This is a genomic window from Vibrio sp. GJ43-1, assembly GCF_055808835.1.
Genome location: NZ_CM147885.1, coordinates 1,299,620 through 1,315,335, shown reverse-complemented (window position 1 = coordinate 1,315,335; position 15,716 = coordinate 1,299,620). Strand labels below are relative to the sequence as shown.

12 protein-coding genes and 1 pseudogene are annotated in these 15,716 nt (G+C 41.2%); 1 reads left to right on the top strand and 12 read right to left on the bottom strand.

Features of this window, described 5'->3' with window-relative positions:
* Positions 1–127: 127 nt before the first annotated feature.
* The 12 genes and pseudogenes from AC0L66_RS23300 to AC0L66_RS23245 all read right to left on the bottom strand — a co-directional run bounded on the left by AC0L66_RS23300 (position 128) and on the right by AC0L66_RS23245 (position 14,356).
* Entirely contained in the window at positions 128–1,111 is a 984-nt protein-coding gene (locus AC0L66_RS23300) for an FHA domain-containing protein (RefSeq protein WP_473569628.1), read from the bottom strand.
* A gap of 175 nt (positions 1,112–1,286) precedes the next feature.
* A complete protein-coding gene (locus tag AC0L66_RS23295) occupies positions 1,287–2,000 on the bottom strand; it encodes a hypothetical protein (protein ID WP_265673880.1) in 714 nt (237 codons plus the stop codon).
* Positions 1,997–2,224, bottom strand: coding sequence for a hypothetical protein (locus AC0L66_RS23290; protein ID WP_473569626.1), 228 nt, complete (start codon positions 2,222–2,224; stop codon positions 1,997–1,999). Before AC0L66_RS23290 ends, AC0L66_RS23295 begins: the two co-directional genes overlap by 4 nt.
* The gene (locus AC0L66_RS23285) at positions 2,224–3,450 is read right to left on the bottom strand and encodes a hypothetical protein (RefSeq protein WP_473569624.1); all 1,227 of its coding nucleotides are present in this window, start codon (positions 3,448–3,450) and stop codon (positions 2,224–2,226) included. Before AC0L66_RS23285 ends, AC0L66_RS23290 begins: the two co-directional genes overlap by 1 nt.
* A 24-nt stretch (positions 3,451–3,474) precedes the next feature.
* On the bottom strand, positions 3,475–6,057 hold the full coding sequence (locus AC0L66_RS23280; RefSeq protein ID WP_473569623.1) for an ATP-binding protein: 2,583 nt from the start codon (positions 6,055–6,057) through the stop codon (positions 3,475–3,477).
* Positions 6,038–6,610: a hypothetical protein gene (locus AC0L66_RS23275; protein WP_473569621.1), complete on the bottom strand. Its 573-nt coding sequence runs from the start codon at positions 6,608–6,610 to the stop codon at positions 6,038–6,040. The genes AC0L66_RS23280 and AC0L66_RS23275 overlap by 20 nt, the downstream gene beginning before the upstream one ends.
* 97 nt (positions 6,611–6,707) lie before the next feature.
* A complete protein-coding gene (locus tag AC0L66_RS23270) occupies positions 6,708–7,505 on the bottom strand; it encodes a serine/threonine-protein kinase (protein ID WP_473569620.1) in 798 nt (265 codons plus the stop codon).
* A gap of 381 nt (positions 7,506–7,886) precedes the next feature.
* Positions 7,887–8,969, bottom strand: a complete 1,083-nt coding sequence (locus tag AC0L66_RS23265) for a glycerol dehydrogenase (RefSeq protein ID WP_473569618.1) — start codon at positions 8,967–8,969, stop codon at positions 7,887–7,889.
* Positions 8,970–9,028: 59 nt separating this feature from the next.
* Positions 9,029–10,660: a dihydroxyacetone kinase subunit DhaK gene (locus AC0L66_RS23260; RefSeq protein ID WP_473569616.1), complete on the bottom strand. Its 1,632-nt coding sequence runs from the start codon at positions 10,658–10,660 to the stop codon at positions 9,029–9,031.
* Positions 10,661–10,845: 185 nt separating this feature from the next.
* Positions 10,846–12,028 (bottom strand): annotated as a pseudogene (gene uxuA / locus AC0L66_RS23255) (mannonate dehydratase).
* Between the two features lie 60 nt (positions 12,029–12,088).
* Entirely contained in the window at positions 12,089–12,841 is a 753-nt protein-coding gene (locus AC0L66_RS23250; protein WP_473569614.1) for an FCD domain-containing protein, read from the bottom strand.
* Positions 12,842–12,850: 9 nt separating this feature from the next.
* Positions 12,851–14,356 carry a hypothetical protein gene (locus AC0L66_RS23245; protein WP_473569612.1) on the bottom strand — a complete coding sequence of 502 codons (1,506 nt, stop codon included), beginning with the start codon at positions 14,354–14,356 and terminating at the stop codon, positions 12,851–12,853.
* A 362-nt stretch (positions 14,357–14,718) separates the two neighbouring features.
* Here AC0L66_RS23245 and AC0L66_RS23240 point away from each other — a divergent pair, with 362 nt between their 5' ends.
* Complete coding sequence (locus AC0L66_RS23240) at positions 14,719–15,696, top strand: TRAP transporter substrate-binding protein (RefSeq protein ID WP_473569611.1); 978 nt, start codon at positions 14,719–14,721, stop codon at positions 15,694–15,696.
* Positions 15,697–15,716: the final 20 nt, after the last annotated feature.

Here is a 15,716-nt window from a genome sequence, read left to right as displayed (position 1 = left end):
CTTATTACAGCAGGATCTGTCGAGAAGCACAGCTAGCCATTTCACCTAAACGATGAAGGGCCAGCCTGTTCACTTTCATAAATATCGGAACACTCAAACGATAAGGAAGACAGCAATGAAGTCATCACTATATGGATGTTGAATCTAATTCTAGCGCTTGCCCTTTGAACACTTTAAAATTGGTCGCTGCCAATCTCACTCGACCACGTTTTCGCTCAATAAGCAGTGGCTCACAAATCCCAGCAGATAACAGCTTGTCTGAAATCTGCTTCCTCGCCCTGTGAATTTGAATATTGACATGAGATTCAGACAAACCAATATCTTTGGTTAACTGCTCTATACTACGCCAGCCTTGTAGATCGGCAGGCAATGAATTAAGTCGATCTTGCCCTTTGTATCTCGCCAGCAACGCTGTTAAGTAGTGATGAGTGCGTGTATCGCAATCAATATCACCATTGCGATTCTTTAATGTGAGTTCCGTCAACTCTTCATCTTGGCTAATGTTGAAGACATAACATAAGTCAGCGTCGACATTTTCGTTAATCGCGACGGTTTCATTAACCGTTTGATCAGCCCCTTTCATCAACTGCCACATTGAGTGAGAAAACTCTAACATCTCTCCATCTTCAATTTTATGAACCGAGGATTCCGATAAGTTTTCGCAGTACCACTGCTTCTCACTGACGTCATAGTAAATGATCAATTCAGGTGAGGTTTCAGACGGTAAAAAGTGATATTGCTGTAATAAAATGGGCTTATAAGTTTTACTGTCATCGGGCTCAGAGGAAGACATCGGCACTAAAGCATCACAAGGTTTATCTAGGTTTTCGACCACGAAGGTAATGTCTCGACGATTTGCAAAACTGATCGTATCGTGGAGTGATAAAGGCTGCAATGAATTGGCAGTAATAGGTTGATTATTTAGCCAAATTCCATTTTTACTGATGTCTCGAATATACCAACCTGAGTCTATCCACTCAATAATGCCATGAATGCGTGAAATTTCCGGACTGTCAATGACGGTATCAACTGCCGAGGTCAAACGCCCAAACTGATGGAATGCTTTCAGGTAAACCTGATAATTTGTCGACTGTGATATTAAAAATGCCATAGCTCCCCTCACAAAATAGTCATTGCCAAGCCCGTTTAATAAGACTCTATATCGGTGATAATAGCGTTGGGGCAATAGAAGTCTATTACACCAGTATTACAAACTAAAACATGCCACTAAAGACCCACGCTATACGGTTATGCCGTTCATTCGACAGCGACCATCTTATCTGCAATTACCATGTAACGTGATGCATTGTTTGCCCCACGAAATTCACCAAGGCTGATTTATCTTCGTTCTTATTGATAATTAGTTGTGACAACTTCATAGAAATTTCATTGTCTAAGCGTTCAAAACCCTTACCGACATCAACTTCACGTAGACGTTCTGCTAATTGCTCTGGGTTTTCCGTTTTATTGATGACTTCTCTTAGCTCTTCGTTACTCGCCACCTTAAGCATTAACAAAGTCACACTCTTAGACTGCCCCGTACTTGGTAGCTTCTCACCATCATCATACTTAATATCATCCAAGTCACATAGCTCATCTAAAATGGAAAAAGCACATCTATACGCTGCTTTTCCTATCGTCAAAGAGATCTGCTGAGTCGATGTAGTGCGGCTAGCACTCTCTTTCACTAAATTTCTGGCATACTCATCACTCATAATAGCGTGAGAGACACTCAGATCGCTTTTACTTAGATCATTACCTGCACATTTTAGTAGTAATGCACTTAACACTGGTGTGTTATCGAATTCAAGAATGGCACTGGGTATATAAAATATATTCTGTAATATAACTTGTAAGTTTTTACTTTCATCAAGATACTGGTATATGCTCGATGTTTGGTCTTGAAGCTGACTGCTGGTTATTATCGATGTCAGCAATTTCAAGCAACAAAATTGATCTCTAATTACAAATGCTTCAGTTAAGTCTGTTTTTACGTTCATTTTATTTTCCTTATTGTAAGTAGGTTAAAGTCAACCCAGCCTTCCTTTCTTCTTGTATTGTCGTTCAAAAACATCATTTCATTTCTTAACTCTCCCTCCTGTGTTTTATTGCCTTGCGTATGACACTGGGAACACCCAGACAAAGGCGTATATGGTTCTAATACATTATTTGCTAAAAATGGTTGATCATCTGAATCTGTCCTTTTATTTTTAGCTGTTGACATTAATACTCCCCCTCTGACCATTGAACTCCCACAGGGGTATAATTTTTCCAGACTGTATTCAATATCGGACTTTCTGGATCCACTGGGAAATCATCTGAAAACTCTCCATAGTCATTCGACAGTATAACGCTTGGCTTTATATTTGGATTATTAACTACACAAGATGTTTTATCGGCTACTTTATAGTTAGACAGCTTAGCCTTTTCACCATAAAAACACTGATTTTCGATTTCCTCCTTAGACATCTCTTTACTGAAAAATAACCACCTGCTGTCTAAATACGATCCATCATCAAACTCAGTAGTTGTAGGCGAATTGTGTTTGTACTCGTAGGTAGACCATGTCCACAAATTTCCTTTATACGCATTTGCAAGGTTACTGGGAATATCTCGACTAACTATATGTAGCCCAACCAAGCCCACTAACTCTAACTCACATGTCTCGGTTTCATCATTTACGACAAAAGAAACCGTTCGATGTAAGTCTGTATTGTCCTCTTGTAGAATTTTCCATGCAGCTTTTACGAATATAGCGCCTCGCTCACTGTCGTTCACGCCATTAAACGTACCAGATTTAAACTTGACTCCACCTAATTTTATTTCATCCTCATATTCTAACAAGCTGTTATATGCGACATTATTAAAGTACACCTGAAATTTGAGTTTATTCTTTTGTTCATCATACACACGATGGCCTGAGGCTGTCTTATCCATAGTGAGCACTTGAACTTTGGGTCCAACGGGCACCGACTTGTGTTTCACTAAAAATTCAGACAATCTACTGTTACCCTTTTCATCGCCTGCAACTAGCTTTTTACACGACTGAGGAATGCTCGATCTTGAAGAAAACCATGTCATGTCCTCTTTATCATCAAGTACATAAAAGTCATTCAGCGTCATCCATGACTGCCACACTGGATACGTGTCATATGTTGTATCAAATTTCGTTTTTAAGTCAGGAAGCCCAACATGACGTGCCGACACTGGCCAACTTAAAGAGTTAAACTGTTGGACTGTTAGCCCTTTTACGTCTAAATCTGTAATCCTATTTCCAACGACAGCAGGAAAACACGCTTGAACATTGGTATAACCCCGTTTTATGTAGTTATCACAGGCGATAGGAAGCTGCTCTATAGCATTCAACTTTGCCTCGTCGATGCGTTGTTCTTCACCTACAACTGGTATCGATAACGTTAAACTTAGAACCGCTATAATTCCTTTAAACATAATTCCCTAATCCAATGATATTGATTACCTAACTACTAACGACTTATTCAACAGCATATTGTCAATAAACCCAGTAGCTTCCTGATTGAGTGCACAATGATGAGACCTATTAAAATATTCGGACTTTTGTTTATTTCCGTTCTGGTACTCACTCATCAGCAGATAACTTCCTGCTAAATAAAACTTGTCATCGTGTTCTTCTGCAAGCGTGATTGAACGCTTCAGTATTTCAATAGCTTCCGTTAAATTTCCAGACAAATACACACCTTCGGATAGCAACGTTAATAAAAATGAGGTGTGTCCAACACCACCAGTATTAACGTACTTTTCATAACCTGACCTAATGAGCTCTACACCATCACAATTATTGCCAACTTTACATTCAACCCACCCTAACATTACTTCAGAATGGGCAATCCAAACCTCATGGTTATACTCTACCGCCAAATCAAAACATATTTTTGCATATTTCTTTGCGTTATCGATATCTTTTTTAAAGACAAACAAAAACGCACAATAATTGTATACATGTGTTTTATCTGTTGGTAAGTCAGACTGTTCACAAAGTTTGATAGCTGTATTTAAGCATCGTTCACACTGTTTTTCATCGCCAAGGAACCAATAGTTGATTGCTTGAATAATATATAAAGACACACCAGGATCGAACGAATATATTGACAATTTTTCATGGTGTTTTTCATAACAAAACAGATCAATTACTTCATCTTGTGTTTTAACCGATGTTAAAAATCGTCCTTGTGCAAACTCAACAGCACCTTTTAGTTGTGCAGCCGCAATGAAAAGGTGCTCTAACCTTGAACTTTGAGCAATCTCATATAGCGCTTCAATCTCCTTTAAGGCTTCCCTATGCCGTGCTTTAACTACCAGCATCATTGCAGAGCTCCACTGTATAAGGAAAAGTTGCTCTGCTTTTTCATTTATTACCGTGATTGAATACTCCCGGCACAGAGCCATTGCTCTTACGATTTGAGGAGTAATACTTTCATGAGCATAGCCAAGGGTGGCAGAGTATGAGATAGAAATCGCACTTCTGGTGTCGATTTCTATCTCAGCAAGGCTCGCGGTTTGTTCTATTCCCTCGATAAGAGATAACGACTTCTCATAGCCAATAATGGCGGTATCATGTAAACCCACCTTCTTATTTTGATCACCAAACAACTTCCATAACGCAAGACTTTTCTCTGTCCTTCCTGCTAATTCATAATGGTTTGCCATTAAACGAATATCTGCTCCCATGCTTACCTCTAACGCTTCGGCTACCGATAAATGGGCTGCTTTTCTCCGGTCTTTATGAGTACTTTCATAGGCGGCATCCATAACTAAGGCATGCTTGAAAATATAACTATTTCCATTCATTTTACGCTGCAAAATCACCAAATCGGCGTCAACCAGTTCTTTCAGATCCAATTGCACCTGAGCTTCGTCTTTATCAGAAGCCTTAACCAGTAATCGATAATCAAAGTCACGTCCAATACAGGCCGCAAGTTGCGCGGTATCTTTCGAAAATGATAAGGAATCTAGTCGCTGCTGCAGCAAAGCTCGCAACGTAACAGGCACCTGACTCTTCATATCACTATTCACAAAATCAATGACACCATTAACTTTGTGAACCAATCTCTGCTTCTGTAGACTTGCAATCAATTCTTCGATAAATAAAGGGACGCCATCACCTCGTTCAACCAATAATGTCAATAGCGTTTCTGACAACGGTTGTTTATCAAAAAGATCATTAATAAACACCCTTGACTGATGCACACTTAGTTTGTCAAGTTGCACTAGTGTTTTTGGTATATTCACTAAGGATTTAGGTAATGAGTTTCTGGACGTGGTCAACCATAAATGACGCTGTTGTACAAACCCTTCGGATTGCACGAAATGTTGGATGAACTCCCTACTTGTTGGATCACTCCAATGTAGGTCTTCAAAAACAAAAAGATATTGCTCCACCATCTTTTGGTTTCGCGTTTCACTGCTACAAAATAAGCAACTAATCACCTCAAATAGCCGTGTTTTCTGTAACTCCGGTGATAATTCCGTTAGAGAATCAGAATCTGAAATGGGTAACCCAAGCCACGCAGACAAAACAATTAGCCCTTGCTTACCTTGAACTCCGTTCAACGGCGTCTGATCAACGGCCTGCTTGAGGCGCAAAGTACTCTGCAATTCAGTGAGCCCTAAGAGCGACAATTTATGCTTAAGCATAGACAGTATCGGATATAGAGCATTGTTCTTGTGCTCAGGGAGACACTGCCCAACAAGGTGTCTTCTGTTTTGCAAACTGTCTCTAAATTCGATCACCAAGCGAGACTTCCCTATTCCCGCCTCTCCTTGAATATGAATTAGTGGACTAACCGAATAACTCTCTTCCGATTGATATGCCACTATTTGTGAAAGTTGCATAAGTTCACAGTCTCTTCCAACAAACGACCTATGTTTACGGCTTCCTCTTAAAAACCCAAACGCCTCCGATTGCCGTTCTCCACATAGCAGGTAGCAAGTATTCGTATCCTGATCGCTAACTCTTCTACTTTGTTCATTTAAAACAAGTCCATCAAATTCAACATAGCTATCGAGTATTGCATGCACATTTTCCGTACAAACTATTTGCCCGTTTTGAGCTTGCTCGACTTAATTCCATCGCTCTATTAGCTATTCTTCCTTCTGGCACGCAATTAGGGAGTGCGGCTATTAAACCGATATCAATACCCATTTTCACTTGACTAACAATTGAATGCTGCCATTTTAATAGTGCATTTTTATTAGCTACATTGCTTGCTATTTCAAGTGCAGCACGACTACATAAACGGCTATCGTTATCTGTAACTTGAGGGTAGCCGAAATAAAATAGCAAGGTGTCCCCTAAAGATCCTATATGACATGCACCATAGCGCACCGCAATATCAATGCACTGCTGCATTTGATCTCGATGGAGCATATCTACAACATCTTGAGCAATCCGTGGCGCATATGAATCTGCCACGCTATCTGAACTAATAATGAGTGCCAGCACTGCAATTTGTTTACGCTCACTTAAATGCGAAAATGATATTTTACCATCCGTTATGACGGTTTCATCATGGCACGAAAAAGGAAGGGAGCTTTCATTACTGTCGTTAACACATAACGGTGAGCGTTCCAAAACGCCTACTAAGTTACTAAAGGTTAGCTGGTTGAATTCATGATACAACTTAGCCGTGTCACTAGGTCTCTGTAGCGGTCTTTTATTTAAAACCCGCCTAAAAAAAGTTCGCCGAACTATGACCGACGAGAACTCCCAAAGGGACATTAGCTTGGCTAAGCTGCTGATGAAAAATTGAAGCTAAGCTCGTTCCTGTGAATGTCGGTACTCCGGTCAAGCATTCTAAAAATACCAACCCCCAGACATAGATATCCGTTTGCGGTAAGGGCGGCTCTCCCCTTAGCTGCTCCGGTGCACTGTATGTCGGAGTACCTAGTGTTTCTTGAGTGAGCGTAATACTTTTATAATCAAGCTGTCTTGCTTCGTTTTTTAGAGTGCCGATACCAAAATCTAAGACCTTTACATGTGTTTTTGCCCCAACTTGATACAGCATAATGTTGGCAGGTTTAATATCACGGTGAATCACACCTTTCTGGTGAGCGTGCGCTAATGCATCCAACACACACGACATAATTTCCGCAGCCAAACACGCATTGAGCGCGCCATGAGTTTGCAAATGCTGTTGTAGTGTTTCGCCCTCAATATACTCATAAACGGCGTAAATTAAGTAATCACCTTGCTGACCTTTGTCGATAAGCGTGACGATATTAGGGTGATTCAGTCGAGAAATTAACTCTGACTCTCGGTGGAAACGTGAAATATAACGATCTTTTTTGCTAACGCTAAAGTCATCGCTGAGAATCAAAAATTTTATCGCAACATACTTCCCTGTACTATGTTGCTGCGCCTTATAAACTTGGCCAAAGCCTCCCTCGCCAATCTTCTCTACAAGTTGATATTCCGTAGAGTGAAAACACGTTTCAACAGAACTCTTTGTCCTTTGCAAATTACCCACACTGTTCCTTAGCATTTGATAAATTGACAGAAACCGAAGTATAGGCAATGTATTGCCTATCTGCTGTAAATGTGGGAGTTTTTATTGACATTATGCATAACGTTACGACATACGACACAAATTGCGTATTGATAAACTACACTTTTACAGTAAATTGTGATGTATTTTCGTAAAAATCAGCAAAACAACATTCGATTTAAAATACATTCCTATGCAGAAACGTAATGAAGTAAACCAATATCAATAAGAACATTAGGTGTGTATTTGAAGGAAAGAAAAAGCGGATGCTGACTGTGTAGCGATGAGCTCAGTTGAGGCGGAAATAACAAAAGTGGAACGGCGTTTAACATCCACTCTTGTTATTTAATGACTCAGACGTTGTTATTTACCTAAAGTATGAGCGGTGAGTAGTGCTGCATAAACGGAGTTGGCGGTCACTTCAAATGGCATGTTGTGGATAGTTTCGCCTTCCGCACAAGACGCCTCAGCAACTTCCATTAACTTCTGTTTATTCACCTCTTTGACACCCATATCATGTAAGTTGGTCGGCAGCCCTACCGCTTTACAAAAGTTTAGAACTTCTTCAAGCTCTTCCTTGGGAGCATTCTCCAACACAAGTTGAGTTAATGTGCCAAACGCCACCTTCTCACCGTGCAATAAATGGTGACACTCTTCTAATTTGGTTAAACCATTATGAATAGCATGCGCCGCAGCCAGACCCGAGCTTTCAAAGCCAATACCCGATAAATACGTGTTCGCTTCAATGATGTTTTCTACAGCCTTTGTCGACACTTGATTTTCAACCGCCGCTTTTGCCTTTACCCCATCTGCAATCAACGTATCATAGCAAAGACGCGCTAAAGCTTGTGCAGATCGAGTTGGTGCCCCGCCAGCCATTGTCGCCTTACCCGAGATACCATTTGCTCTTGCCTCAAAATATGTCGACAACGCATCGCCCATTCCCGCAACCAGCGTGCGAACAGGTGCAGCAGCAATAATGCCAGTGTCCATAATCACCGTATCCGGATTCGATGGGAACATTAGATATTCGCTAAACTCACCTTCTGGTGTGTAAATAACGGCAAGCGCACTGGTTGGCGCATCTGTTGAAGCAATTGTCGGTACAACAACTACAGGTAGCTTGGTATAAAATGCAATTGATTTTGCAGTATCGAGTGTTTTACCACCACCAATACCCACTACAACGTCGTTACCATTACTCTTACATACTTCGATTAATCGATCGATTTCTTGGCGAGAGCACTCACCAACAAATTGTTCAAAATTAACCGCAACTGATTCAACGCTACAACTCGTATCTACGCGATCTCGAACCAGACCCAATACAAAGTCATCGGCAATGGCCAACGGGTTACTTCCGAAAACCGATATGTATTTGCCAATATTGTCGAGTGCCCCTTCGCCCTGAATATATTTGCTTGGAGAGATGATGATTTTGTCCATGTTCTATTCCTTTAAATTCGTAATTAACTCAAGCGCCGACCCCTAAATAAGAGGAGCTTCTACTTTCTAAATTGTGTAAACACGGTTTCTACAGCAAAGGCACCCGGATCTTTCGTTCCTGATAAGCTTTCACTATTAAGATAAGAGGAACGCCCCGCGTTCGCGTTAGTCATAGCGACGGTAGATTGAGCTCCGATCATGGCAGCATCAATCGCGGCTTCAAATCCGTAATTAACCCATGCTTCTAACGCTGGATATAACGCATCAATCATCGTGCGATCGCCAGGTTTAGCACCACCGTATGCCATCATTTGCTGAAGTCCCTTTGCCAAAGCCTTTGGAAAAGAACCCGTTGTTTCTAATTCACGACCTGCCGCCGTAAACATGATAGAAAGCAATACTCCAGATGATCCGCCCATTACCGAAGTCAAGTTATTAGCGATAACCGTTAATAATTTGGCGTGATCTTTTAGTGGCAAATTATTTGCGTTCAGTTCCGATAAGACCTTACGAGCACCAGCGCTAAACGTTGAACCCGTATCGCCGTCGCCAACAATTGAGTCCAAATGATTGAGTTCTTTTTCTATCGTAATTATCGCATCACAAACGGTACGGATAGCTAATGCAGTCCCTTCATCATCCGATGGTTCAAAAGCAGTCTTCTCTATTTTGTTGTGACATTTTAACGTTGGAATTTCACGGCGAATCACGGCGTTTGGCCACGCCTCAACCTCAACAGGTGCTTGTATTGCCGCAGAAATCTCATTATTTAATTGAATAGTGGAAATAGAGAAACCTTTCATATCAATTGCAGTCATGAGCGGTGCAGCGCCAATAATCAATTCACATTGACGACCGAGATCAGACTCAATTACTTCCTTGGTAACGATATTCATCTCAATCGGAGATAAACCACCGAGGTTATTTAGTAGAATGGCATTGTTTGTGACAGGTTTAGCTAGAAGAAGTTTGTTCACCATCGCTGTGACAAGCTCTCGAGCTGCTGGAAGTGCAATGGTCTCAATTCCTGGTTCTCCGTGGATACCAAGACCGAGCTCTGCTTTACCCTGTGCAATACGCTCGTTTGTTTCTCCAGGTAATGAACAGCTCGTTAGAGCAACGCCAATTGATGCAGTTTTTTCATTAGCATCCAACGCTGCTTGTTTTACTTGCTCAAGGGTTCCGCCTTGCTCTGCAATATAACCCGCGACTTTTTGGACAAACAAAGTACCCGCTATTCCTCGCGGCTGTGGGTTTTCGGGTATGGAAATATCATCCCCGACAACGACCAAATCCACCTTGTGTCCCATCTCTTTTGCTTTTTCAACAGCAAGACCAAAATTAAGGCGGTCACCCGTATAATTTTTTATGATGACTAAACAGCCAGCAGGTCCAGTCACATGCAATATAGCATTCAACACGGCATCAACGCTTGGGGCTGCGAATAAGTCGCCACAAACAGCAGCTGTCAACATTCCTTCGCCAACAAAACCAGCATGAGCGGGTTCATGCCCTGATCCACCACCGCAAATTAACGCGACTTTCTCTTTATTCCAGTCATTGCGAGCGACAACTTTAATATCACTTTCAAAGTCGAGTAACGTGAGGTTGTTACGTTGAGATGTATATAGCGCTCCATAAATGGAGTCAATTACGAACGAGTCCGTTGAATTCAAAATAAGATCAGACATATATATTCCAAGTATTTTTAATTAAAAATTCCATATGCGACGTTTTTGCATAAACGTCGTATTTACTCATAGCAGTAACATGGACATTATATCGGTTAGGTTTATTACCACCTGTAATGCCATAAAAGAAATGAATGGCTAACTTACGCTTTGCTAGCCATTATTTTATACTCTAGTACTATTTATCACTTATAGAACGCTGTTTTAAGTGCAAGCTCTAACCCACGAATTTCAGCTAAACCTTTTAAGCGGCCAATACAAGAATATCCTGGGTTAGTCTTTTTATTTAAATCGTCAATCATTTGGTGCCCATGATCTGGACGCATCGCAATCAAGCGGGTTTCACCTACTTTTTTACGTCGTTGCTCTTCTTTGAGCAATGCGTTGACCACATGATACATGTCCACGTCTCCTTCAAGATGAGCCGCTTCATGGAAGCTCAAAGGGTTCTCTTCTCTTTGAGTTGAACGTAAGTGAGTAAAATAAATACGATCACCGTATACATCAATCATCTTCACTAGATCGTTATCACCTCGTACACCATACGAGCTAGTACACATTGTAATTCCATTCATCATGCTCGGAACAGCAGTGGTCAACGCTTCAATATCTTCAATCGTCGACACTATGCGTGGTAAACCAAGAATAGGTCGAGGCGGATCGTCAGGATGTACCGCTAATCTCAGGCCATACTGTTCGCAAACTGGCATAAGAGCCTGTAAAAACAGCACTAGATGCTCTCTCAGTTTTGATTTATCAATACCTTTATAAGTGTCTAAACGAGCCTGAAATTCCTCTAAAGTGTAACCTTCCTCTGCACCTGGTAAACCTGCAATAATATTCGATGTGAGTTTATCTATCGCGGCTTGTGGCATTGACTTAAAACGCTCAAGCGCTTGATCCACTTCCTGCTGTGTATATTCAAACTCTGCACCTGGTCGTTTTAAAATATAGAGCTCAAATGCAGCAAATTCTATTTGATCAAATCGCAGTGCTCTTGACCCATCCGCTAATTCATACTCTAAATCAGTTCGCGTCCAGTCTAATACCGAGCATAAAGTTATAACATACGGTATCAATACCACATTCAGCGAGGTTAATTAATGACTGCTTATAATTTTCGATCCATTGCTGATAATTTCCTGTGCGAGTTTTAATTTCCTCATGTACAGGCACACTTTCAACAACAGACCATACGAAGCCTTTATCTTCAATGATATTTTTTCGTTTTAATATTTCTTCTTTAGTCCATACTTCACCATTAGGAATATGGTGAAGTGCATTTACAATACCTGTCGCGCCCGCTTGTTTTATATCATCTAAAGATACAGGGTCATTAGGGCCATACCAACGCCATGTTTGTTCCATATTGCTTCCTCTTTATTTTCTTAAGGAAGCCAACGTATGCTAAATAGCGAATATCAATAATTAGCCAAATAAATAACCATCAAAATTAGGATCATCTACATTGGATAACTCTAAAAGCGTCTGCTTTACATTTTCAAGATGTTGCCACATGGCATCTTTTGCGCCACTCGCGTCCCGTCTAACCAACGCGGCCAAAATCACTTCATGGTCTTTTAGCCATTTTTTACGATAGTCTTTGTTTTCAATCCGAGAGTGTAACTGCGCCCACATCGCGCTACTGTGTCTTCTAGACCACAGGTCTTTAGCGACCTGTGCCAGGACACTGTTTTGAGAAGCTTCGGCAATCAAATAGTGAAATTGTTCATCAGCGTCATCTTCAATATCAGATTGATTTAAATCCGCCGAATCTAAAAACTTCCTCTCGTTATCTAACGCTTGTTTCAACTTGATAATGTCATTTTTTGTCACTTGCAACGCAGCTAATGATGCTATTTCTGACTCAATATATTGTCGAGCTTGAAGAAGCTCAAAAGGACCAACATCACTCAATTCACTGCTAACGATCACAGAACCGTTCACAGCATGTGTTCTTCGAATATAGATGCCCGCCCCTTTTTTAACTTCAACAACACCTTCAATTTCTAGCATAACAAAGGCTTCTCGAACTACGGTACGGCTTACGTCATAAGTTTCTGCAATTTCTCGTTCAGATTTGTACCTATCACCTACGACATATTGGCCATCAAAAATATCCAGCTTTAGACTGTTACCTATTTCCTGATACTTTTTTAACCTAACCGTACTGCTGTTCATTATAAATCCTTAATTATTACCAAAAATTCTGACTTTAAAGCCTAGCTCTGTCGACAATGCTACCATTTCTTGGAGTACATCACCGTAACAGATTGCAATGTGATTACTCATATAGTGCCCCATAATGGTCTCTTTACTCACTCCAAGATCGGTTGGTAAAAGCGGCCACTCTGGCGTTGCACCGTTCCACCACTCATTGCGCTTTTCTTCTGGGAGGTCGACGATATCTCCACGGCCAATATCCATGATAAGTTTATCATCAATATTATAGCAACGTGCCCAAGTAATTTGTCCTGGCTGACCAAGGCCTGCAAATGTGCCACCACCAATAGGGAACTTACGACGAACTTGACGGTAAGAGTTTACCCCCTCTAAAGAATCAACTTGTTTGTTAAATCCATACGCGCCGCTTGAGCCAGAATTACACATCATCCATACGTCTTTGTTGTCATGCTCTCCACACCAGCGTAAGTCATGCATAAAGACAGCGCCATGAAGCCCTTTTTTCTCAAGTAAACGTTTTAGTAACTCTGCTGGCATTGCATTGCCTTGATCCGCCTCAGTCGCGCAAACAATAGTAGAACCGTTAGATTCGGGACGGCATGCTGAGTTCAAAAGCCCTTCTGCAAAGTCGGAAGGTGGAAGTACTTCAAGCATTCCAATTTGGTGCTGCCAACCGATGCAATCTGCTTTGTATTCGTTGGCCATATCCAAAACCGTCAGATAATCCCTAAGCTGTTCTTTGGTTGATTCCGGCGTAAAATCACCCTCCCAATGAAACTTAACCCCTTTATCCACCACAAAGTCAAATGCATCTTCAATACGCTGCTGCTCAATGAATTGGCCACGATGAGCTATCCATGATTGGTCAAATTTGTACTCAGAGAAACCATATGGCATAAGTAGGCGTGGGCCAAAGTAAGAGTTCACCATCCCTTGAGACGTATCCCCTAGCATTAACATCGTAATACGTTTGCGTTTGATTTCCTCTGCAACAGCATGCGCTAAATCAACAGACTCTTTTTCCAGTGGGATAACGGATTGAATCTGAGCATCATCATACTTGATTTGACCAGTGGTACACCACTCTTCAAGTCTCAACATAAACGCATCGTCGATAGACCAGTCTTCAGCGTCAGTCCAAATTCGACTATGTTTACGGTCAAAAGACTGTAGCGATGCTGATGTTGACAGTAATCCGACCAACCCAGGCCATTTTCTATTAAAGTTGGAGCAAAGCAACAATGGTGTATCTTTACCAATTACGCCCTCAAGTGTGTGCGTTCCCCAAGCAAAATGTACAAACAGCCCAACGATCGGGTCTTGGATATTCCACAATTTCTCTTGTGCCTTATGAGGACGATCAATACACCCTTCAATGACATAAGGTTCCCACCCTAATTTCTCGAATGCTCGCTGCAGTTGAACCAACGCTAGTTCCGCTTCAGGCTGTGCAAGTTTATTTGGCTTCTCATAAAATTCACCGGGCCAATATATCGCAACTCTTTTCGTCATTTGCTACTTCTCCAAATAAAATTCTTCAATTCGCAATCACTCTACCCTATTTGGCATGCCAATTTCAATTTTAAAATCATCAAAAAGCAGAGAAGTTAATTTACTTTTGAACAGCGTCATGTTTTGACACCTAGCTGACAGAGCCCTAACAAACAACTATAATTCATTGTTTTTAAAGCAAAACACATTTGCATACAGTATAATTACTGCAAACTCATTTTTTTGATGAATCACTCAATTAAGTTATATTCTCTTCGAAAAGATGTGATGAGTGGCACACCTTTCCCATATTTGGGTATTAATTGTTCACCAAATCCCTATATTGGCATACCAGTGGAACATAACAGGACAGGACACTTCCTATGAATAAAAAAGTAAAATTACTCACAACCCTCTCTACATTAGCGTTAAGCATTAGTGCATTCAGCGCAAATGCGCTGACATTACGTATGGCCCACAATCTGGCCGAGGACCATCCGACTAGCCAAGCCATGCAAAAATTCGCCGATGAAGTGAAAGAGCGCACCGAAGGTGATGTAAAAGTTCGCTTGTTTTTCAATGGTGTACTTGGCGATGAGCGCTCTGTTGTTGAACAAGTGCAACGTGGCGTCATCGACATGACACGTGTTGGCGCAGCAACATTAGAAACATTTGACCCTATCTACTCTGCATTCACGCTCCCTTATCTTTTCGACGACCGTGAGCACATGTATAAGGCATTGCAAGGTGAAGCTGGTGAGTTTGTTTACACACAAACATTAGAGACAGGTCTTAAAGGACTCACCTTTTTTGATGGTGGTGAACGTAACTTTTACACGATCAATAAGCCAATCATGAAACCTGAGGATCTTAAAGGCCAAAAAATCCGAGTGATGAATAGCCCTACAGCAATCAAAATGGTTCAGCTAATTGGTGGTACACCAACTCCCCTTGCGTATGGCGAAATTTTCACTTCCCTTCAACAAGGTGTTATTGATGGCGCAGAAAACAACCCAACCGCACTCACTCTTGGTCGTCATGGTGAAGTAGCGAAGTACTATAGCTTTGATCGCCACAATCGAATCCCTGATTTCGTCTTAATCAGCACACGTTCTTGGGAAAAGTTAACGCCAGAACAACAAGAGGCCGTCCAAGCGTCAGCCGATATCGCAAGAGACTTCCAGAAAGAACTTTGGGGTGAGCAAGAAGCGTTAGCCATCGAAGAAGCCAAATCTAAAATGGGGGTTCAGTTCTTTTACCCTGAAATTGAACCGTTCCGTGAAAAAGTGGCACCTTTGTATGACGAGTATCGTGAAAATCAAGAGATTGCAACGTTACTTGACTTAATTCAACGTAAATAATATTTACGTAGGCCTAACCT

What these genes read in the sequence shown, in the direction of transcription:
- AC0L66_RS23245 (WP_473569612.1), bottom strand. Translation starts at nt 14,356, where the DNA reads ATGACGAAAAGAGTTGCGATATATTGGCCCGGTGAATTTTATGAGAAG.
- AC0L66_RS23285 (WP_473569624.1), bottom strand. Translation starts at nt 3,450, where the DNA reads ATGTTTAAAGGAATTATAGCGGTTCTAAGTTTAACGTTATCGATACCA.
- AC0L66_RS23300 (WP_473569628.1), bottom strand. Translation starts at nt 1,111, where the DNA reads ATGGCATTTTTAATATCACAGTCGACAAATTATCAGGTTTACCTGAAA.
- AC0L66_RS23260 (WP_473569616.1), bottom strand. Translation starts at nt 10,660, where the DNA reads ATGTCTGATCTTATTTTGAATTCAACGGACTCGTTCGTAATTGACTCC.
- AC0L66_RS23290 (WP_473569626.1), bottom strand. Translation starts at nt 2,224, where the DNA reads ATGTCAACAGCTAAAAATAAAAGGACAGATTCAGATGATCAACCATTT.
- AC0L66_RS23250 (WP_473569614.1), bottom strand. Translation starts at nt 12,841, where the DNA reads ATGAACAGCAGTACGGTTAGGTTAAAAAAGTATCAGGAAATAGGTAAC.
- AC0L66_RS23265 (WP_473569618.1), bottom strand. Translation starts at nt 8,969, where the DNA reads ATGGACAAAATCATCATCTCTCCAAGCAAATATATTCAGGGCGAAGGG.
- AC0L66_RS23295 (WP_265673880.1), bottom strand. Translation starts at nt 2,000, where the DNA reads ATGAACGTAAAAACAGACTTAACTGAAGCATTTGTAATTAGAGATCAA.
- AC0L66_RS23240 (WP_473569611.1), top strand. Translation starts at nt 14,719, where the DNA reads ATGAATAAAAAAGTAAAATTACTCACAACCCTCTCTACATTAGCGTTA.